General features: G+C 41.1%; 19 protein-coding genes. 11 read left to right on the top strand and 8 right to left on the bottom strand.

Going from position 1 to position 21,674, the window contains the following annotated elements; genetic code table 11:
- Positions 1–84: 84 nt before the first annotated feature.
- Complete coding sequence (nhaR, locus tag GDK41_RS19920) at positions 85–978, top strand: transcriptional activator NhaR (protein WP_152088218.1); 894 nt, start codon at positions 85–87, stop codon at positions 976–978.
- 3 nt (positions 979–981) lie between these two features.
- Here the strand turns inward: nhaR and GDK41_RS19915 are convergent, their stop codons facing one another.
- Positions 982–2,166 carry a HAMP domain-containing histidine kinase gene (locus tag GDK41_RS19915; protein ID WP_152088217.1) on the bottom strand — a complete coding sequence of 395 codons (1,185 nt, stop codon included), beginning with the start codon at positions 2,164–2,166 and terminating at the stop codon, positions 982–984.
- Positions 2,159–2,836, bottom strand: coding sequence for a response regulator transcription factor (locus tag GDK41_RS19910; protein ID WP_152088216.1), 678 nt, complete (start codon positions 2,834–2,836; stop codon positions 2,159–2,161). The genes GDK41_RS19915 and GDK41_RS19910 overlap by 8 nt, the downstream gene beginning before the upstream one ends.
- A gap of 71 nt (positions 2,837–2,907) precedes the next feature.
- Here GDK41_RS19910 and GDK41_RS19905 point away from each other — a divergent pair, with 71 nt between their 5' ends.
- Together GDK41_RS19905 and GDK41_RS19900 are read left to right on the top strand one after the other, a co-directional pair.
- Complete coding sequence (locus GDK41_RS19905; protein WP_152088215.1) at positions 2,908–4,626, top strand: amidohydrolase; 1,719 nt, start codon at positions 2,908–2,910, stop codon at positions 4,624–4,626.
- A gap of 98 nt (positions 4,627–4,724) precedes the next feature.
- A complete protein-coding gene (locus GDK41_RS19900; RefSeq protein ID WP_152088214.1) occupies positions 4,725–5,663 on the top strand; it encodes a class I SAM-dependent methyltransferase in 939 nt (312 codons plus the stop codon).
- Positions 5,664–5,858: 195 nt separating this feature from the next.
- Here GDK41_RS19900 and GDK41_RS19895 read toward each other — a convergent pair whose 3' ends face one another.
- Entirely contained in the window at positions 5,859–6,836 is a 978-nt protein-coding gene (locus GDK41_RS19895; RefSeq protein WP_152088213.1) for a hypothetical protein, read from the bottom strand.
- A 169-nt stretch (positions 6,837–7,005) separates the two neighbouring features.
- On the opposite strand from GDK41_RS19895, the gene GDK41_RS19890 reads away from it, so the two are divergent.
- From GDK41_RS19890 to GDK41_RS19875, 4 genes are all read left to right on the top strand, one after another.
- Positions 7,006–7,845: a pirin family protein gene (locus tag GDK41_RS19890; protein ID WP_152088212.1), complete on the top strand. Its 840-nt coding sequence runs from the start codon at positions 7,006–7,008 to the stop codon at positions 7,843–7,845.
- A gap of 13 nt (positions 7,846–7,858) precedes the next feature.
- Positions 7,859–8,830, top strand: a complete 972-nt coding sequence (locus GDK41_RS19885; protein WP_152088211.1) for a glutathione S-transferase family protein — start codon at positions 7,859–7,861, stop codon at positions 8,828–8,830.
- Positions 8,831–8,987: 157 nt separating this feature from the next.
- On the top strand, positions 8,988–9,899 hold the full coding sequence (locus GDK41_RS19880) for a GGDEF domain-containing response regulator (RefSeq protein ID WP_152088210.1): 912 nt from the start codon (positions 8,988–8,990) through the stop codon (positions 9,897–9,899).
- A 1-nt stretch (position 9,900) separates the two neighbouring features.
- Entirely contained in the window at positions 9,901–13,335 is a 3,435-nt protein-coding gene (locus tag GDK41_RS19875; RefSeq protein WP_152088209.1) for an ATP-binding protein, read from the top strand.
- 270 nt (positions 13,336–13,605) lie between these two features.
- Here GDK41_RS19875 and GDK41_RS19870 read toward each other — a convergent pair whose 3' ends face one another.
- Positions 13,606–14,178, bottom strand: coding sequence for a DJ-1/PfpI family protein (locus GDK41_RS19870; RefSeq protein ID WP_152088208.1), 573 nt, complete (start codon positions 14,176–14,178; stop codon positions 13,606–13,608).
- 192 nt (positions 14,179–14,370) lie between these two features.
- Here GDK41_RS19870 and GDK41_RS19865 point away from each other — a divergent pair, with 192 nt between their 5' ends.
- The 3 genes from GDK41_RS19865 to GDK41_RS19860 all read left to right on the top strand — a co-directional run bounded on the left by GDK41_RS19865 (position 14,371) and on the right by GDK41_RS19860 (position 18,026).
- Positions 14,371–16,524, top strand: a complete 2,154-nt coding sequence (locus GDK41_RS19865; RefSeq protein WP_152088207.1) for a M3 family metallopeptidase — start codon at positions 14,371–14,373, stop codon at positions 16,522–16,524.
- A 668-nt stretch (positions 16,525–17,192) separates the two neighbouring features.
- A complete protein-coding gene (locus GDK41_RS20305; RefSeq protein ID WP_172971691.1) occupies positions 17,193–17,369 on the top strand; it encodes a hypothetical protein in 177 nt (58 codons plus the stop codon).
- Between the two features lie 195 nt (positions 17,370–17,564).
- Positions 17,565–18,026 (top strand): GNAT family N-acetyltransferase, encoded by a 462-nt coding sequence (locus GDK41_RS19860; protein ID WP_152088206.1) that lies wholly within the window; start codon positions 17,565–17,567, stop codon positions 18,024–18,026.
- Positions 18,027–18,060: 34 nt separating this feature from the next.
- Here the strand turns inward: GDK41_RS19860 and GDK41_RS19855 are convergent, their stop codons facing one another.
- The 3 genes from GDK41_RS19855 to GDK41_RS19845 form a co-directional block, all read right to left on the bottom strand.
- Entirely contained in the window at positions 18,061–18,609 is a 549-nt protein-coding gene (locus GDK41_RS19855) for a DUF3833 domain-containing protein (protein WP_232056596.1), read from the bottom strand.
- Positions 18,610–18,620: 11 nt separating this feature from the next.
- Positions 18,621–19,136, bottom strand: a complete 516-nt coding sequence (locus GDK41_RS19850) for a chalcone isomerase family protein (protein ID WP_152088205.1) — start codon at positions 19,134–19,136, stop codon at positions 18,621–18,623.
- Positions 19,137–19,223: 87 nt separating this feature from the next.
- The gene (locus GDK41_RS19845) at positions 19,224–20,126 is read right to left on the bottom strand and encodes a LysR family transcriptional regulator (RefSeq protein WP_232056595.1); all 903 of its coding nucleotides are present in this window, start codon (positions 20,124–20,126) and stop codon (positions 19,224–19,226) included.
- 98 nt (positions 20,127–20,224) lie between these two features.
- Between GDK41_RS19845 and GDK41_RS19840 the strand changes: the two genes are divergently transcribed.
- Positions 20,225–20,713: a GNAT family N-acetyltransferase gene (locus GDK41_RS19840; RefSeq protein WP_152088204.1), complete on the top strand. Its 489-nt coding sequence runs from the start codon at positions 20,225–20,227 to the stop codon at positions 20,711–20,713.
- Positions 20,714–20,721: 8 nt separating this feature from the next.
- Here the strand turns inward: GDK41_RS19840 and GDK41_RS19835 are convergent, their stop codons facing one another.
- On the bottom strand, positions 20,722–21,321 hold the full coding sequence (locus GDK41_RS19835) for a uracil-DNA glycosylase family protein (protein ID WP_232056594.1): 600 nt from the start codon (positions 21,319–21,321) through the stop codon (positions 20,722–20,724).
- Positions 21,322–21,674 lie beyond the last annotated feature (353 nt).

The raw sequence follows: 21,674 nt of genomic DNA, 5'->3' as shown, positions 1-21,674 counted from the left end.
CAATTGCAGGCACGTACTAAATCTACTAAGGTATATGAAAAGAAAAAAGCTGATTATTTCTTACTTATTGGTAGGTATTAACGAATGATAACCAACATCAACTATAACCACTTGTATTACTTTTGGCAGGTTAGTCGTCATGGCAGTATTGCCGCTGCAAGCAAGGTACTGCATCTCACGCCGCAAACTGTCAGTGCACAAATAACAAGCCTTGAGCAGCGTTTAGGCAAGTCGCTATTTTTAAGAGAAGGCCGAGGTTTGCGTTTGACTGAATTTGGACAAATTACCCAGCAGTATGCCGATGATATGTTTACCATTGCAAACGAGTGGTTAGAGACAACGCAAGGGGATATCAGCTCTTTATCACGTACACTGAAGGTGGGCATATCGGATGCGTTACCAAAATCACTAGTGTCTAAGTGGTTGGCGCCACTTATCGAAAACGAACGCATTGCTAATTTACATTGCATCGATGGCCAACAAGCAGAGTTGTTGGCGCAAATGGCCACCCATAAGCTAGATTTGGTATTAGCTGATAAGCCGCTAGACAGTAGTTTGCCGTTTAAAGTATTTTGCCATGAGATAGGTAAAAGCCAACTAGGCTTTTTTGGGGCTAAAGATTGGCAGTATAAATTACAAGCAAACTACCCTAAAACGCTTAGCGAGGTGCCCGTTGTGTTGCCCGCTAAATCAAGTCCGGTTACCAGCGCTATTCATTATTGGCTAGATGAGTTAGGTATTGAAATTAGTATTGCTGGACATGTTGATGACAGTGCGTTGATGGTGGCGTTAGGCCAGCAAGGGTTTGGTTTATTCCCAGCCCCCCTTTCAGTTAAAGATGAAATAGAGCGCAATCGTGATGTTAGCTTTATTGGACCAATAAAAAATGTATATCAACACTACTATGCGTTTACCCCAGATAGGTTGATCAAAGACTCTATTTACTCAGAATTTGTGCGTTATGCACAAGGTGCATAACACTTACATAGTTGCTTTAAAGTTAATTGTGAGCGTGTACTCACTATCTGTTTTAGCATCTTTTTGATGCCAGTTTAGTCGCTGGCATATTTGTTTTATCAGTATGCTACCTAAACCAACGCTTGATGAACACAGCTCGCTATTCCCTATAGGATTTTTTAACTGTAACTCTTGCTCATTTAAGATGATGGTTAAAGGTGATTCACCGTGTTGCTGTGCATTTTCTATGGCTTGTGTGAGTAGCAGTTCAAATAGTTCTGTATGTAATGGTTTGATCACTTCAAACGCACAGAGATTGAGTTCAATTGGTTGTGTTGGCGTTTGTAATTTTTGCACCACACGCTTAACTATACCCCTTAAATCGAGTTGTTGTGTGGCTAAGTTATCTTGCTGCCACAATGCAAGTATCGCGCTACTGGTTGATGTTAGGCGCTCTTGTGAAAGCTCTAAATTATGTAACACCTCTATCGCTTCAAGCGGTAAGTCATCAAGCTGCTGCAAGCGCGAAATACCATGTTGGATCTGAGTTAGTGGGGTGCGTACCTCATGGCTTAAATACGCCGACACCAAGCGCTCTTTTTGTTGGGCGAAATGTTCGGCTTGGCGAGCGATATTGAGCGCTTTGAAAAAGGCCTGTAGTTCTTGGAATTTACTCAGCGCTTCAGGCTGTTTGTTAGTGTTTACAAACTCAATTAATAAATTGATTTCATTGCGTATTTTTAAGGCACTGCGGAACACGATGTAGAGAATAGGAATGCTTAACAACACCAGCAAGAGCAGTAGCCATGGCATGATGGGTAAGGTGTCTTGCTTGTCGAAAAAGTGCAAGATAAATATTGGTATCGCATTAGACGAAGCTGGTTGCCACGGTAATACATAAATGTCGTCTAGTGTGTCACTGACTAAGCTGACTTGGTTCAGTGGTAGCAAGCCTGCTCGCCAAGCTTGTTGTATTGCTATGGGTAAGTCGCTTTGCTGTTGCGTAATCAGTTTAAAATCATCACTGATTGGTAGCTTAACTTGCTGCTGCTCCACAAGCTGAGCATCGTAATATAAATAGTGTTCAGCACTATCATCGAGTGCAAACTCATAACCGTATTTTGCTATGGTTATCCAGCACACCATCAGCAATAACATCAAAAAAATAATGCGGGTACTTAAATAGCGAATGATTGATGTATTACTCATCGATATTTTCCATTCTCAGAACAATGCCTTGTTTTTTTAGGGTATGCAGCAAAGGTGCCTCATTTTCACGGCTTAAATTGTTACGTAAGCGCGTTAGCAGTGATTTGTACATATTGTTATTCGAGTCTTGGTCAGGCCAAATAGCATTGATAATAGTGGCCTTGTCTACCGGATTTGGATAATGCTCTATTAAGAGCGCAAGCAACTGCCATTGCTGAGGAGAGAGCACAATGATGCGCTGCGATCGAGTAATAATTTTGGCACTTAAATCTACATTCAGTGAGTCTAATTCAAAACGTGTGTTGGTTTTAGATGGGGTCTTATTGGCCAGTAACTTAATTCTTACCGCAAGCTCCTCTAACGCAAATGGTTTAGTTAAGTAATCTAACGCACCGAATGAAAAAGCTTTGAGCTTGTCGTCTAATGCATCGCGTGCACTGAGAAATAAAATCGGCTCGCTACGAGTATGTTGCCATTGTTGCGCAAGGCTTAGGCCACTCCCATCCGGCAAATTTATGTCCAGTACAATAGCATCATACCGTTGCTGCTTACTAATTGACTTAGCTTGTGTAACCGTGCTGGCATAGTCGACCTCAATGCCCTCTTTAGCTAAGAAGTCAATGCTATGAGTCGCTAAAAGCGTGTCATCTTCTACCAGTAAAATAATCATGGGTTGCCTATACTGTTACCTTACGGTTACCTCTGTCTTGATAGTGTAGTGCTAACACTAAGGAGTCAACTATGAGTCGTTCTGTTATGTTATTTTCTACCGCACTACTGTCGCTAAGCTGCGTGTTATCTGGATGCTCAGACAACACCCCTACACTATCACAAAACCCTCAAGCTACATCTAATCAAGCATCGGCAAGCAAGGTGTTTGTTAATGCGCAAGTTTACACTGTTGATAGTAAGCAACCATGGGCACAAGCTGTTGCTATTCAAGGTAATAAAATTGTGTTTGTTGGCAATGATGATAAAGCAAAGAGTTATATTGGCGATAACACTCAGGTGATAGACCTAAAAGGTAAAATGGTCTTGCCTGGTTTGCATGATGTGCATATTCACCCATTGGAGTCAGCATCAGAGGTAACGCAAGTCACCCTGCCGGGCTATGCCAGCGAGCAAGAATATATGGATATTCTCTATGAGGCCAATTTACAGCACCCAGGCAGTGGTTGGTTGATTGGTTATGGCCATGAGATTGCAACCTTACTTGAAATGCAAAGCTCGCCGTTATCTGTGCTGGACGAAGCAATCCCAGATCGTCCCGTGATCATTATGGAACAAACTTCTCACTCGATGTGGGTTAACAGTAAGGCTTTAGCGCTTGCTGGGATTTCACAACACAGCGCTGACCCAATTGGCGGTGTACTTGGGCGTGATGAGCAAGGTTATCTTAATGGTATTTTGTACGACAACGCCGGTAATCAAGTGATGGAGCTGGCCATGCGTTCGCGCCCGGATGCCTCTGAGCAAGACTATTGGGGGTTAATTGAGTACACGATGCCCGAGCTAAATAAAGTGGGTATCACCTCAATAAGTGATGCGCGTACTTATTGGCAGCGTGGTCACTTGCAAACTTGGCAGCGTGTGGCGGATGAAGATAAGCTGACATTACGCGTGAGCCTAGGTTTGTGGGCATATCCTCAGATGAGCGACGAAAAGCAACTAGCCAGCTTAAAAGCCATGTTCAGCCGCCCCACTGACAGCCTCTTAAAAGTAGATCAGGTTAAGTTTTATATGGATGGTATTTTGGTCAACAGTACCGCGGCGATGCATGAACCTTACAACGTTGATTGGTTGAATCTGTACGGCAACAGAGGGCTTAACTATTTTACCCAAGCCCGTTTAGAGAAATATATCAAAGCGCTTGAGCCCGTTGGTTTTGATTTTAATATTCATGGTATTGGTGATAGAGGCATTCATGAAGCACTTAACGCCGTTGAGAGTGCCTCAAACGGTGCGGCTCGACACCGCATCACCCATTTAGAAGTGGTTGACCCTGACGACTTCTCTCGTTTTGCTAAGTTGAATGTGATTGCTGATGCACAAGTGGCTGGTGAGTTTAGCGAACCATCCCACTGGCCTGAGAATATCCCGCTTATTGGTGCACAGCGCTCGCAAGATTTAGTGCCAATTAAGAGCTTACAAAATGCCAATGCCACGTTAACGTTAAGTAGTGATTGGAATGTGAGCACATTTAATCCATTTGTAGGGATAAGCCATGCTATCTCACGCGCGCCACAAAACATTACTTTGGCACAGGCAATTGCGGCATATACCATTAACGGTGCCTATGCGATGCGCCAAGAGCAATTAGTGGGTAGTATTGAAGTGGGTAAACGTGCAGATTTAGTGGTGCTTGATAAAAACCTATTTGAACTTAGTGCTGAACAAATAAAGCAAACCAATGTTGTGATGACACTACTTGATGGAGAAGTAGTTTACCAAGCAAACTAGTGCATTAAACCCTTCTGGCATCACAGACTGTTTTGCATGTGGTGCCCTATTTAAAATACGCGTACAATAACGCGCTTGTTTACTCCTAGTTTTTTATTATGACACCATCAGCCCTGCCTTTACTTGATCAACACCTTCGTCAAATTGATAGCTTTCCTTCGCAAGTGAGGCGGCTTTTCCATGGCCGAGGCCAATGTTTTGCGGGTCTTGAGCATATTACAGTGGATTGGCTTGGTGGGCAGATCCTCATTTCATTATTTAAAGAGCCTGAGGCTGAGTTTATCCCTACGTTGTGTGAACTGGTTGAGAGTTGGCAAGCCACCCCGCTTTGGCAAAATAACGTAACGAGTGTGTTATTACACCATCGTAGCCGTCCTGATTGCGAGTTGCAGGTGTTGTCGGGCATTTTCACCGCGCAGCAGACGGTAGTTGAAAACGACCTGACCTTTTTGCTGGACTTAGGCAATAAACAAAATAATGGTTTGTTTTTGGATATGCGATATGGCCGCAGCTGGGTTAAATCGAACGCGCAAAATAAAAACGTGCTGAATTTGTTTGCTTATACCTGTGGTTTTTCGGTTGCTGCAATTGCTGGTGGCGCTAAGCAAGTGGTCAATCTTGATATGGCCAAAGCGGCGTTGAGCAAAGGCCGTGAAAACCACAGAGCTAATGATCACGATCTCAGTAAGGTTAAGTTCCTAGGCCATGAATTGTTTAAATCTTGGGGTAAGGTACGTAAGTTTGGGCCATACGATCTGGTGATCATCGACCCCCCGTCATTTCAAAAAGGCAGTTTTGCTTTAACCAAAGACTACAAAAAAATTCTGCGTCGCTTACCTGAGCTGTTGAGCGAACATGCTCAGGTACTTGCTTGTGTGAATGACCCAAGTGTTGACTCACAATTTTTAATCGACGAAATGGCTCAGCAAGCGCCCGAGATGATATTTGTTGAGCGCTTGGACAACCCGCCCGAGTTTAAAGATATAAACCCAGAGGCGAGCTTAAAGAGTTTACTATTTAACCTCAGCTGCGGATAAGAGTTTTGATAGCTCAGAAGAGAGACATTGCAACCCCTTCAATATCCAATGACGATATTTCGCTCACTATCAAGGCATTTTCGTGAAGTAATAGCGAGCTATTACAAATGAAAATAACGAAGAGAGTGAGTGAAATAGCTTTATTGGGCAAATTCTCTTATGTACAGCTGAGGTTATTTAAACGAGGCGCTTAAGTTAAGCGCGTTGTTTGATAGCTTTGGCTAGATTATCAAGCGCCTCGTCAAAGGAGACTTGACCGTTGATATAGGGTAGCCAGTAGCGCTCTAGCTCAGTCAAATAGTCCCAACGTCCTTGATATAAGTTTTTCTTATTGGCATAAGGTAGGTAGTCTGGGTGTTCGTTTGCTATGGCTTGGCGTGTGACCTCTCCCACCGTGTAAAATAAAATAGGGTGCCAAATACGGGCATGCTCGGCAATTCCATAGTCTACAAAAGTTTGCTCAATACTGTTTTTTAAACGCTCATTATTAAAAAAGGGCACATGGCTCAATTCGTGAAAGAGCAACTCTAACGCATACCAATCACGATAATTTGGCTGTAAAGAGTTGGTGTGCGTCACGAAGTTTCGAGCAGAAGTAAAGGCCCCTTGGCGTGTAAATGGGCGAGCGTGTGCAAAAACACGATGTTTTGTAGCACTGACTAATTCCCCTAAAAATAGTTCACTGAGCTTTGCATCAATGCCATCTCCATAGCGGGTCAATTTATTCTGTAGCTTTGTTTGCCATAGCTTGTTTTGTTGGCAATGCGCTTGCCAGAAGTGTTCTTTGTATAAGCCGATTGTGGCAAAGTAAGACTGGCTGAGTGGATTTACATCTGCGTCAATCAATGGCTCATGCATACCAAACCATTCTGTTAAAAGCGCAAGCTCGCCTTCATTGAAAAGCGGGTGAAAGTACCTTTGCTTGGTGTAGTTTTGGTATTGGGCAATGGCGTTTTTTAATGTTTGCTTGTCCGTGTCAGTTATAGACGAGTCAGACATGAGCAGCGCTAAGCTCTTCGGATTTTTCGCTGAATAAGTCAAAAAACTATGCAAGTTTGCTTCAGGGCTGTTTATAAAGGTTATGTTTTTCCAATTGGTTGACGTGAGATCACAGGTCATTGCCGATGAACTAAAAGCAAAAAAAGCCAATATTGCCAGTGAAGAGCGCAGCATGATGATATTCGTTCCCTGTTATTTTATTTTTAATCATAACTTGTAGTGAAGTTAGGCTCAAGCCGAAGTGTTATTCGTTTTTTGTGAATGATAATAGCTAAAATTACTAATTTTCGTTCTTTTTTGTTCTGATAAAGTGGTGTTATTAGCTATTTTTCGGAGTAAAGAAATGAAAGTAATTCGTAGTCAAAAGGCTTATGCAACAAAAGACGGCGCGGGTGTGCGCATTAACCGAATTGCTGGGTTTGATGGCAAAAGCTTAGACCCTTATTTGATGATTGATGAGCTTAAATCAGACGATGAAAGCGACTATATGGGCGGTTTTCCGCCACACCCTCACAGAGGTATTGAGACGTTTACTTATATTCGTAAAGGTGGGTTTGAACATCAGGACCAGATGGGCAACAAAAAAGCCATCCGCAGCGGTGATGTGCAGTGGATGAGCACAGGCCGAGGGGTTGTACACAGCGAAATGCCATTAGTTGATGAAGATAACGGAATGCACGGTTTTCAAATTTGGCTGAATATGCCAGCCAAAGAAAAAATGCGTCCACCTCAATATCAGGACTCGGTCGATACTGGCGTGCCTACTTTAGTTAACTCTGAGCAAGTTGAATTACGCGCCCTCGCGGGCGCTTGGTCAATGGACGCTCGGTTTATTGAAGGAGCGATTCAGGGTCTTGCCGGCAAGGGGGCAATTGCTGATGTGATATTGCCAAAGAATACGAAAACGGTACTAGATATATCAATGCATGGAAAAGTGCTGGTCTATATTCACAGTGGGCAGCTAGGAGACTCACAGTTTACAGCGGGTAATTTAATTGAGGTTTCTCCTACAGAGCCTTTGGTGTTAGAGGCCTCAGTGATGAATTTAGGAGTGCTGGTTCTTGCTGGGCAGCCAATCAAAGAAGACATAGCACATATGGGTCCTTTTGTGATGAACACTCAAGAGCAACTGCGTGAAGCTGTGAGAGATTATCAATTGGGTAAGTTTGGCGATATCGTTTAGTTAGGAGGATAAAATGGGATTACTTGTAGATGGAAAGTGGCAAGATAAATGGTATGACACTAGTAAAAGTGACGGTAAGTTTGAACGCGAGGCGGCAAAACTCAGAAATTGGGTTACCAAAGATGGCTCGGCAGGTCCAACCGGTGAGGCTGGATTTAAAGCGAGCTCAGGTCGCTACCATTTATATGTTTCTCTTGCCTGCCCTTGGGCACACCGCACTTTGATCTTCAGAGCACTAAAAGGGCTGACTGAGCATATTTCTGTATCTATAGTCAGCCCTGATATGCTTGCTAATGGCTGGACGTTTGACACTGCTAGCGGTAGTTCAGGGGATGATTTATATGGTCATGACTTTATGCACCAGTTGTATACGCTCAACGATAGCAACTACTCGGGGCGAGTCACTGTGCCTGTGCTTTGGGACAAGCAGCTAAAAAGGATTGTGAGCAACGAGTCGAGTGAGATTATTCGTATGTTTAATAGTGCTTTTGATGATATTACAGGTAACACAGACGATTATTACCCTGAACACTTACGTACTTCAATTGATGAAATTAATGACTTTGTTTATAACAACATTAATAACGGCGTATATCGCTGTGGCTTTGCGACAACACAAGAGGCGTATGAGCAGGCGTATGACGCGCTGTTTGCAGCGCTCGATAAGGTAGAAGCTATTTTATCTGATTCTAATTATCTTGTTGGAGACATTATAACTGAGGCTGATTGGCGTTTGTTTACCACGCTGATCCGTTTTGATGCCGTTTATTTTGGGCACTTTAAGTGTAATAAGCAGCAAATAGAAGACTACCCCAATCTTGCTAATTACGTACGCGCCTTGTATCAATGGTCTAACATTGCAGATACCGTCGATTTTAAGCATATAAAAAGACACTATTACTTCAGTCACACTATGATCAATCCAACGCAAGTGGTGCCAAAAGGACCTGATATAGACTATTGGACGAACCACGACCGTCAATAGCTTAGGCATAAAGCGCAGTGTTGTATGGCACTGTGCTTTTTTATTAGCCAAGCTTTAACCCACCAAAATAGTATAAATGAATTTGCACAGCCGTGATTTTTGCAAATATATCGTGCTCAACTAAAGTTATAGCTAATCAAACGTTGTAAAAGCACTTATGGATAAAGTCACAATGCGCGCGAATATCTTGGTTGTGGAAGATGATGAATTAAACTATCTGGTGATCCATAAGATCCTTGCTTCCCACTATTGTGTAGAGCGCTGTATTAGCGGTTATGACTGTCTCCAGTTTTGTGAGTCGAATCTCCCTGATGTTATTTTGATGGATGTAGAAATGCCTGGCCTGAACGGCTTAGACACTTGCAAAGCGTTGAAAAAAAGTGAAGCAACTAAAGATATTCCTGTCATATTTGTGACGTCTCATCATGAAGATCATAAACAGACAGAGTGTTGGCAAGCAGGTGGCAGCGACTTTGTTACTAAGCCTGTGAATGCGTTAACATTGTTTCACAGAGTAGATGCTCAGGTTAAATTGCAGCGTCATTATGCTCATCTAAAGTCAATGGCCTTTATTGATGGCCTCACTCAGGTTTACAACCGCCATTATCTAACCTCAGAGCTTGAGAAACGACTTTCTTATGCCAAAAGAAATGGTACAGCGTTCTCATTGATTATTGCCGATATTGACTGGTTCAAAAATTACAATGACTTTTATGGACACCTTAAAGGTGATGAGTGTTTAAAGCAGGTTGCTCAGTTGATAGAGGGTAATCACTCTCGTGGCGAAGATGCTGTTGTTAGGTACGGTGGTGAAGAGTTTGTTTGTATTATGCCGCAGGCAGGTGAGCATGGTTTAGAAACATTAGCAAACAAACTAATTAAGCGTTTAGAAGATGCCAAAATCCCACATGAGCGCTCACCTTTTGGGCATGTGACGCTCAGTATAGGTGGTGTATATAGTGATGTCGTACAAGAGCTAGATGACCAAAAGTGGTTACAACTTGCAGATGAGCAACTCTACTTGGCTAAAGCGCGCGGCCGCAACTGTGTCTCGATAAAGGAGTTATAGCGTGGTCACAAAAGCATCTTTTTCTCACGCCATTAAAAACCGTTCGCTTTCTGGCAGCTTGCTCTTATTGATAATGGTTATGGTCGCTGTGCTGTGGAAGTATGACGACAATCTTGTGAATCAAACTCAGCATAGCATTACTCAACAACTTTCCAATGCCTTAACTTTGCAAAAAGAAACATTCAAAAATGAGATAAAAATATACCGCAATTACATCAACTTTTTAGTCGATACCCCCCCTATCCAAGGGATATCGAGAGCTCAGCGAAATCAAGGTGTTGACCCAAAAGATAGTACCACCACAGAGCAGTGGAAAACGCGTTTATCAATGATTTTTAGCTCGATGATGTATACTTATGGAGAAATCAATCAATTACGTTTGTTAGATGGTCAAACCGGCGATGAGTTAGTTAGAGCCGATCGTTATGGTGGATTAGTATCAGTACAACCTGCTGCAAAACTGCAAAATAAAGCGCATCGAGATTACTTTTCACAAACGGTAAAGCTTAAAGAGCGGCGCATTTATGCGTCGCAGATAGACTTGAATCGTGAACACGGAGAGATTATTTATCCACTTGAGCCTACTCTGCGTGTGGCGACCCCCATCTATAATGAAAACAATGAGCTATTTGCAGTCTTGGTCGCTAACTTGGATGCGCAAGTCTTATTGGATAAGCTAAAAAATGTATTGCCCTTGAACGTTTTATCAAATGTTTTAACACCAGATGGCCATTTTATTTATCACCCTAATGAAGCCTTACGTTTTACTAAAGATCTTAATGCTAACATCACTTGGCAGTCGCATTTTCAACAAAAGCCATGGTTGATAGATGATGTGTTTGTTGCCAGTTCAAACAATATGAATTACCTAGCAATGAAAACAGATCTTTTCGTATCTTCAAACTCTGAATCGGGTGAGATTCACGGAGTCAGTTTAATTCCTTATGCACATTATGAGGAAGCGTTGTTTACTAAACGGTTTAACGCCTATTCGTTAATTTTTATGGTGGTTGTAATTTTTACGTTAGGGTTGTTGGCTTTATGGGCTTATTTTATAAATAACAGACAGTTACTTGAAACAAGAGCTCAGCTGGCGGATATAATAAATGGCGCATCTGATGGTATTATTGGATTTAATAATCAACTTGAAATAACCAGTCACAATATAGCTGCCAAAAAACTTTTCACTGAGTTGCAGGGGGTTTCTGGTGCCACTTATCAGCTTTTAAAGCGTTATATCCCTGAAGATTACTTCCATTCAACACTTTATTCTGTTTCGCATAAATTGCCACCAGAGGTTTTGGAAATTCAGACTGATGTAGGGGGGGAGATGCGCGATATCTGCATCACGGCATCACCTATTCATTCTGTTGAGGATCATTTAATTGGGTTTGCTCTTTTTGCTACAGATACAACAGAACAAAATAAAGCAAAGACTGAGGTTGTAAAGATCAATGAGTCTTTAGAAGCTCAAGTTGAACAAAGAACTTTAGAGCTTGATTTAGCAAAGCGTCGTGCTGAGGAGTCATCAAATGTAAAAAGTGCATTTATTTCAAGTGTAAGCCATGAAATGCGCACGCCGCTGAATGGTATTTTAGGCACGCTTGAATTGGTGAAACGCGATGCACTTAATCAACAACAGTCTAACTATCTAGAAATGATGAGTACCAGTGCAAAGACCTTGTTAAGGTTAATTAATGATGTTTTAGATTTATCTAAAATTGAGGCGGGCAAGCTGGACATTGATTCTCAGCCATTTAATCCAATTCACCTCATTGAGCATGTTACGAAGTCTGTAGGGATAACTGCACATCAAAAACACCTTCAATATCTATTAGACATAACAGGTGTTAGATATTTAAGTATTACGGGTGATGCTGTTCGATTAAAGCAAGTGTTGTACAACCTGATCAGTAATGCGATTAAGTTTACCTCTAAAGGGGGCGTGTACATAAACGTTAGAACCAGAGATGAGACGGAGCGACTTTGGCTAGATGTATCAATTAAAGATACTGGTGTGGGTATAGCTAAAAAACACTACCAGCGTTTGTTTGAAGCCTTTAGTCAGGAAACAAAACATGTATCGAGTGAGTTTGGAGGCACAGGGCTTGGGCTATCGATATGTAAGCAGTTATGTGAGTTAATGGGCGGCAGCATAAAGTTTCAATCAGTCAAAGGAACAGGAAGTACATTTTCTTTTAGTATCCCCTATCCGCGCTGTGATGCTAAACCGTTGTATGTGCGGCCAATATTAAATGATAAAAAGATTTTCTTAGCCGCAAAAACTGTGCAAGAAGAACACTATTGGAAAAAGGTACTAACTTTATTCGGCGCTTTAATCTGTGATTTAAACCAAGCTGAGGTTTGGTTGGTGGATTATGGTAGCGAATTTGGTCAAAACTTGTCCACAGCACCAAACCTAGACAAAAAGGCGTGCTTCATTTTTGATCCCATAACAGATCCGTCGCCACCCAAATATGCGCTCGCAGCGATAAGTAAACCTGTGTCTTATATTGATGTCCTCATGGCTTTTAATAAACAAGATACTTTAGCACTATTTGAGATAGAAGAGGCTCAGGTAAAGTCTCCTAAGTTTGTCAGTGAGTTGTCAGCACTTAACGGTCAGACTGTGATAGTGGTAGACGACAACCAGATCAATTTAGAAGTGGCTAAAGGTATATTGAACGCGCAGAATATAAACTCAATACTGGTAAATTCGGGTCAAGCATTATTGGAAAAGCTTAATTGTCTTGCAGAAGAAAAAACACAAATACTGGCTATTCTTATGGACTGTAATATGCCTATTATGGATGGTTTTGCAGCGACTGCTGCAGTTCGTTCTGGTGAAGGGAGTGCGTTGTATAAGTCGCTTCCTATTGTTGCATTGACTGCAAGTGCCATGGAAGGAGTTGAAGAGCGATGTAAATCAGTCGGTATGAATGACTACGCGACAAAGCCAATCGATGCTCATAAGTTGTTTAATATTTTGATAAAGTATAGTGACATGGAGCCCCATACTGAGCAAGTAAACAGCGTTAAGGATGAAAGTTCAGATATCCGAGATATTGCTTTAAAAGATACGAACCTCCCCTCGTTAGATAGTGCCTCGGCGCTGTCTCGCTTGATGGAGGATCAGTGTTTATATACAAAAATTTGCGAGCTTTTTAAAGAAAGTGCCAGTGCTCGTTTGGCTGAGATGACAGAGGCTATTGAGCGAGTTGATCACGAAAAAATAAAACAGGCAGCGCATGCTTTAAAAGGTCAGGCGGGTGATGTAGGAGCAAAACGCTTACACTATTTATCTGATCAGTTGGAAATCGCAGCCAAAGATAGAGCGCAAAGCAATACTCATAGCCAAATACACGATGCGATTCAAACTGAATTGCATCATGTATTTAACCTGATTGATTCACAAATCTTAAATGTTGCAAGCTAAGATTATTCTAGCCTTTTGTTTAATAGGTGCTCCAGCAATATAACTTAGTTAACCTCAGCTGCGGATAAGAGTTTTGATAGTTCAGAAGAAAGATTTTGCAACCCCTTCAATATCCAATGACGATATTTCGCTCACTATCAAGGCATTTTCGTGAAGTAATAGCGAGCTATTACAAATGAAAATAACGAAGAGAGTGAGCGAAATAGCTTTATTGGGCAAATTCTCTTATGTGCAGCTGAGGTTAGTTATTAAAACGCATAGATTAGCTTGCTAGTCATGCCAGCCATATTCCATGTGTTGCGCAGTCAGTTTAGCCACTTTTTCGCCAAATTTTCTTTTTACAAGTGCTAGGCACATATCGATCCCTGCTGAAATGCCAGCTGAGCTAGTAAAGTTTTGATCCATAATGTAGCGAACATCATTCACAACATTCAGTTCTGGGTATTTACTTTTTAACTCGTCTATTTCTAGTTGGTGCGTTGTGACTTTTTTGCCATCAATAAGCCCAGCTTGAGCATACAGGAATACGCCAGTAGATACGGATGCGCAAGCTCTCGTATGCTGGGCTGTCTCGGCTAGCCAATTTAGAACAGTTGGGTTTGTCATTATTCCTTGATGTTTGCCGCCAGCGACTATCAGTAAGTCAAAGTGCGGGGCCGCATAAATACTGTAATGGGGGTTGACACTCATTCCTCCCCTTGTTCTTACTGGGGCTTGTGAAGGAGCAACAAGACTTACCCCAAGATGCTCACTAGTATATTTGTTGGCAGAGGAAAAAACCTCATAAGGGCCAGAGAAATCGAGGATTTCAACGCCATCATAAATGAAAATTCCAACTTGCATAAGGTCTCCGCTGTTTGCAATAAAACCCAAGCTAACAGTGTAGTTATAGAGTCATAAAAATGATAACCGAATTTTACATTCACCGCAGTAATTGTATTTTTAACGCGTAAATGTTGCAGTTTTTTGTACCACATTTAGACTGAGGTGGTTTAAATGCAAATTGATATAATATAAAAATTCGAAGAGTATATGATGATCAAACCAACAATAACGGCGTTAAGTGCTGCAATTGTATTGGCCCTGTCAGGGTGCAGTACCACTTCAACCCAACAGCAAGTTGTTACAGAGCAGGTAGTACAAAGTAATCCGCTACTACAGAACTTTAAAGGGCCTTATCAAGGCGTTCCGCAGTTTGATAAGATGGAACTTGCCGATCTAAAACCTGCGTTAGAGTTTGGGATGGCTGAACAACTCGCTGAAGTTGAAGCAATCGCGAATAATCCAGAGTCTCCAACATTTGAAAATACCATTGTTGCTTTGGAAAGAGCTGGGCAAACTTTAGACCGTGTCTACGCATATTATGGTATTTGGCGTGCCAATAAATCGAGCCCTGAACTTCGACAGATCAGTGCTGAGATGGCTCCTAAACTGTCATCTTTCTATTCAAAAATCACTCAAAATAGCAAACTTTTTGAGCGTGTTAAAAAGGTATATGAAAGCAAAAAGCTCAAAGAGCTAACTCCTGAAGAGCAGCGTATCACCTGGATGACCTATAACAGTTTCGCGCGCAATGGCGCAACACTGTCAGGGGAAGCCAAAGAACGCTATACGCAAATTAATCAGGAACTTGCTTCTTTGTATACGCAGTTTTCTGCAAATGTATTAGCAGATGAAGAGAATTACGTAGTTTATTTAACCAAAGAGCAGTTATCAGGTCTTCCTTCATCATTTATTGAAGCGGCTGCCGCAGCGGCGAAAGAACGCGGAAAAGAGGGGATGTATGCAATTACAAACTCACGTTCGTCAATGGATCCGTTTTTGACTTACTCTCAAGAGCGAGCGCTTAGAGAGCAAGTGTGGAAAAATTACTATAACCGTGGTGGAAATGGCGATGAGTTTGATAATAATGCAATCATAAAAGATATTCTTACGCTTCGTCATGAGCGTGTTAACTTGCTTGGTTACGATAATTACGCACAGTGGCAATTAGAGTCGAGAATGGCTAAAACGCCAGAAAATGCGATGGGACTGATGAATAAAGTATGGCCTGCTGCTATTGCCCGAGTAAAAGAAGAAGTGACAGATATGCAAGCGATTGCAGATAAAGAAGGCGCCGGCATCACTATTGAGCCTTGGGATTACCGCTTTTATGCTGAAAAGGTGCGCAAGGACAAGTATGACTTAGACTCTAATGAAGTAAAACAGTACCTGCAACTAGACAAGCTTAGAGATGCGATGTTCTATGTGGCTGGTCGCTTGTTCAACTTCGAATTCTCTGAAGTCCCAGCTGGCGAAGTGCCAGTATTTCACCCTGATGTGCGTGTTTGGGAAGTAAAAGACAAAACCACAGGTAAACATATCGGTTTATGGTATCTTGATCCGTTTGCTCGCAAAGGAAAGCGTTCTGGAGCTTGGGCTACGACATATAGAAGTTACACGACATTTGATGGAAAAACGAATGTACTTAGCTCAAATAACTCTAACTTCGTTAAAGGCGCTGAAGGGAAACCAACTCTGATTTCTTGGTCAGATGCTGAAACTTACTTCCATGAGTTCGGTCATGCGTTACATTTCTTAGCAGCTGACGTTGTCTATCCGAGTTCACACAATGGTGTTCGAGATTATACTGAATTTCAGTCTCAGCTATTGGAGCGTTGGTTAACCACAGACGAAGTTATTAATAAATTCCTTGTGCATCAGAAAACAGGTAAACCGATGCCGAAAGAACTGATCGCAAAAATTAAAAAGTCAGCGACATTTAATCAAGGGTTTGCAACAACGGAATATCTGGCGTCTGCGATAATGGATTTACTTTATCACAGCACGGATCCAGCTTTGATCGACCCTGCGAAGTTTGAAAAAGAGCAGCTTGACAAGCTCGGTATGCCTAAGGAGTTGGTGATGCGTCATCGCAGCACTCACTTTGGTCATGTATTCTCTTCTGAAGGTTATGCAGCCAGTTATTATGGTTACCTATGGGCAGAAGTCTTAACCTCAGATGCGGCGGAAGCCTTTGCCAGTGCACCGGGCGGTTTTTATGATAAAGAAGTATCAGAACGTTTGGTAAAATATTTGTTTTCTGTAAGAAATGCAATGGATCCAGCGCAAGCGTATCGTTTGTTCAGGGGAAGAGATGCAGATGTTAGTGCATTGATGCGAGATAGAGGTTTTCCTGTGACTAAATAATGGGGGGCGAGATAACTAACGTCCACCTCGTTTAAATTAGCTACTAGCGATAAAGTTATTGCTAGTAGCTATTTTTTTAGTGTTAAGCCATTAGTCTTAAGCTATCTTCCTTACCAAATTTTGCTCCGTAAATGTTTTTATTGAATTTAGACTCTAAGGTTCGGCCACAAACTTTTAAGTACGCTGTGCGTCGATTCACTGATATTCAGCTTCAATTGGTAAAGATTTTTAGATAAGGGCGAAGGTTTTTGGTAGTTAAAAGGTGAAGTCGTAATGAATCTTGGTGGTAAAACTAATTTAAGTCGCATTTTCGAACTACGAAAAAGTAGCTTGTAAAGGGGGTTTACGTGGCACCCCGTTAACGATGTTTTTTTGTTAAGTAGCTATATTATTACTGGCTTTTAAGCTGATTTAGGTTAAAAGTGGTTTATTTTTGAACTGGTCAGATGTGTTTGTATTTTATTGATTGTAAATAGAAAAACGTTAATTTTTAGTTTTTTTGTATGGTTTTTAAATTTATTTCTAGTTACTTTGTTTGAGTTTTCCGATTCTGTTTGTTATAACTACTTACACTTTATTAGGTTAAGTATTTTGTTTTGCTAATAGAGTTTGGGGTTGCTTCAAGGATGTGGTGCTTGTTGTTAGTTTGTTTTATTTAGGAGCACATCATGTCATTATTTCGTCAGTTACCTGAGCAGCAGTTAACGTTGCCTTTAACGTTTTTGATAACGTTACTGCTTTTAGCGTTAACCCTATTCACTTTCCCAAGTCAGGCTGAACATGAAAGCCAAACATTAATTCAAAAATCTCAGTGTGTTCAGCAAGACCGATGCGATAAGCCATAATTCTTCTTCTCTTTTTTTGCTCAACGCTTTGTTTAAAATTTAGCAAGGCACGTGACGTTTTCGTATCTATCACCCTCATTGTCTAATCAAAATAGTTAAGTCTCATTGAATATGAGACAAATGTGCTTGTTCATTTGTGCTAACTCGGTATAGTTGTGATTCGCAAAAAATACGCAAAATTATCGAGAAATATTTATGCAGCTAGTCGATTTGAATCCTGAAGACCCAAGTGTTATCGAAGTTTTTTCTGAAATCGACCGTTTAATGAATACTTTGTATCCTATTGCGAGTGACCAATCTCTTAGTTTAGAAGAGTTACGTCAGCCAAATGTACATGCGGTTGGTTTAAAAAATGAAAACGGAATTGTTGCTTGTGGGGCAATCGTTAAACAATTTGATAAGTCTTTGTACGGCGAAATAAAACGTTTATATGTTCGGCCCAGTTATCGTGGAACAGGGCTATCAAGACGAATCATGCAGATTTTGCTCCATTATGCTGGTGAAGCACAAATTCCATTGATCCGCCTTGAAACCGGTAGCAAACAAACCGAAGCTATTAATTTGTATGAAAACTTAGGGTTCAAGCGCTGTGAATGTTTTGGTTTTTACCGAGATAACCCTTTAAGTGTCTTTATGGAGTTATCTTTAAACCAATAAGCTAGTACGCGCCTGCCTTGGTATTCACTTAAGGCTAAGGCGTAACGGGTTGCTTTTGCATAAAAATAGTAACCTCAGCCATCGTAATACCGAACTTTTTGATGTACGAACGATTTACGATGGTATCGTCATTGAAAGACCACATCCAATCGTCAAAGGCGACTTTGTAGCTTGTCTCATCGACGGGTAAATCCATGCTATATTGCCACCGCATGGCGTTGCCAAATAGCTGACCTTGCGCGACCCCTAAAATATCCCCCGCTTGACCTTGCAACGAGTTCGGTGAGCTTTGAGCTGATATTTTCCACACTCTATGCTCAACACCCTCCCCGACTTCGTAATTGAACGTTTCGTCGAGTACCAGTGTGTTTGCACTATCAACAGAACCTTCTATATCTACAGTAAACCGCTGAACTAGCTCGCCAGAACGGTTCTGTACAATACCCCAGGCTTTTACCGAGCCTGCAAAAAATGTATAAGGGTCAAAGGCTGGCTGCATCTTTTTGTAGTTATCAGGATTGATGCTAGAACCACAGCCACTAAGTAATACAGCCACTGACGTGATCAATACATATTTTTGCACGAGAATCTCTCCTACTTATTATTGAGTAAGGCTTTGCGCATGTCTGGTTCTGAAGTTTTTTCACCTAGCCAAATTGCAAAGAAATGCTGAGTAAACTGTGGATCATTAATTTCACCAATCAAATCTTCTCCACGATAAAACTTACTCGTTCCACTGTTTGTTCGTTTTCCATATAACTCAGTTCCGTTTGTTACATCTGGGAATATGCTTTGCATCTGAGTTTGCCACTGCGTTAATTTTGCTTGATTTTGAACTCCCTGCTTTTTCATTTCTTCGACAGAGCGCTGTGCAATATCTTTACCTTTGAGCTCTCTTAAATAATGCAGTTTTAAAACAAATGGTTGATCAGCGCTATACTGCCCGTTCGGCGCATACAGTGTTGCTTGATAGACATCCCAAAATAGATACGTCAATGTTGGTGATGCCCCTACAGGGGCTGACGTAGGTAGTAATTTCTGAGCAATAGATGCATGTACAGTCGGCGCAATAAAGAATAGCCAAGATAATAAAAATAAAATTAGTTTCATAACCATTCCAGAATAGTTTTCATACTTGCTTTATACGTAAGCAACACCTTTGTGGATCGAAACTAAACGTGTTTTTGTAAAGGACCCTTACAGCGTAATAAACTGATTGAATTGCTTAACAAACCAAGTGAGTTTTGGATCGTTCTGCCTCGTTTTATGTAGGTATAACTTAACTCTGTAATTTGGGATATTTAACGGCGGATCGAGTAATACAAGGTCTAAAAGCTCAGCAATTTGCACTGCATAAGCTTGGGGCAATGTGAGTAAGTGATTTGAGTGTTGCAAATAATAGGGAGCAATAAGGACGTGGGGTAATGTGATAGCGACTTTTCTCGATTTTTTTGTTTTAGCAAGCATGGAATCGACCACACCTTTAGTCTCGTTCCATGGCGCAATCAAAATATGTGTATGTGATAGAAAGTCATCTAAAGTTAATGCTTTTTGTTTAGCCAATGGATGTTGGTTGGAAATTGCTGTGACATATTTATCTTCAAACCAATCGTGCTCTAATATGCTTTCATTCTTTTCTTGATGATGTGTAAAGCCACACGCAAAATCTAACCTGCCATCTTGCAGAGCCTCAGTTGGAGTACGTTGTTCTAAGGATACAAGTTGTAAATTTATTTGGGGGTAATGAGCATTAAAGTAGTGCACTAGCGGTTTTAAGCACCAAGCAGTATAGTCCGTCGTAGCGATTGTAAAACGGGTTGTTTTGCTACTGTTAAACGGCTCAAACGGTTTTAATCCAGCACTGAGTTGCTGCATAGCGGGTATAACACTCTGAGCAATCTGTTGAGCGAATATTGATGGCACCATTTCATTGTCTATCCGAATAAAAAGCTCGTCGCCAAGGCGTTGACGAAGCCTTGTCAGAGCATGGCTGCAAGCTGATTGACTTAGATTTAACTCTTGAGCTGTTTTGCTTACTGATGCGGTTTGATAAAGCGACGAAAACAGTTTGAGTAAATTAAGGTCGATATTCGGTAACATAATATGAATTTCCTGCATTCTATAAGTGCAATATATGCACTTATTTCAAGTGTTTTTTTAGCATACACTAGCGTTTTAAGGTTAAACAAGGATCCCACATGAGTATTCAAATTCGTCCAGCTGAAAAAAGTGATGCAGCAACCATTTTATCGTTTATCAAAGATTTGGCTGTGTATGAAAAAGAACCTGATGCGGTTTTTAATACTGTATCTGATATTGAAGATAAGCTATTTTGTGAACACCCAACCGCACATGCTGTTATTTGTGAACAAGCAGCAGAAGCAATAGGCTTTGCTGTCTACTTTTATAATTACTCTACTTGGCTTGGTAAGCATGGTTTGTACTTAGAAGACTTGTTTGTTGCGCCCGAAAAGCGTGGCAATGGCGCTGGAAAGGCGATTATGCAGTACTTAGCTCAGTTAGCGCTTAAAAATGATTGTGGACGATTTGAGTGGGTGGTGCTTGATTGGAACAAGCCCGCTATCGATTTTTACGATAGCATCGGTGCTAAACCACAAAGCGAGTGGATCATTTATCGACTATGTGGGGATGAGCTTAAGGCGTTTGCGGAGCAAGGAAAGCAATAAATCATACATTATGGTTGTAAAACTTCTTTAATACGTGCTCTTAATACTGGGAGCACATCAGCTTCAAACCATGGATGGTGTTTTAACCACATTTGATTTCTAGGGCTTGGGTGAGGTAGAACGATTTGTGTTGGTAAAAGCGTGTTCCATTTACCCACCTGCTCTGTCAGTGATGTGTGTTTCTCTAGATGATAGCGCTGAGCATATTGACCAATAATGATCTTTAGTTCTATGTTGTTTAGTTGGCTAAGTAACGCCTCGTGCCATGTTTTTGCGCATAATGGCGAAGGAGGTAAGTCTCCTAAGCGGCCTTTTCCTGGGTAACAAAACGCCATTGGGATAATGGCAAAGTTATCTGCATTATAAAACTGTGCTTCATCCACATTGAGCCAATTCCTCAAGCGTTTACCACTTGCGTCATTAAATAATTTACCTGTTTTGTGCACGTTTAGGCTCGGTGCTTGTCCTGCTAACAATATTTTTGAGTTTTTATTAGCTTGCAGTACTGGTTTTGGGCCTAAAGGAAGTGATTGTTCACACAGTGTACATGTTTTAATTTGATCTAGTAGTTGCATTAGCATTGTTTGAGTAATCAAAATGATAAGCATAACATAGACCTACAGAGCGAGTTAGAACCTACGCCCATAAACCAAAAAATTACCAACTCATAATTTGGCCAGCAAGAAGTGGATTTCTGAGATCACGATTTTACTTACTGAGTTTGTTTGGAAAGCATTTTTTTGGCTTTTGACAGGCTATTACGTGATATCACAGGTGTGTTTACCCTAAAGAGATCATGTTTTTACTAACTAATGTTAGTAAAATTATGATCTGAGCAGGTTGTTTTTAAATCAAGTTAGTAAAATATCGATCTGCCAGCGTCAAAGTTAGTAAAAAACTGATCTCACTACAGAAGGCAGTTAGTAAAAATATGATCTGTGAGGCTAGTTACGATACTTGT

Source organism: Pseudoalteromonas sp. A25, from assembly GCF_009176705.1.
In the GTDB taxonomy this organism is placed as follows: domain Bacteria; phylum Pseudomonadota; class Gammaproteobacteria; order Enterobacterales; family Alteromonadaceae; genus Pseudoalteromonas.
This window is presented reverse-complemented; position numbering and strand designations above follow the sequence as displayed.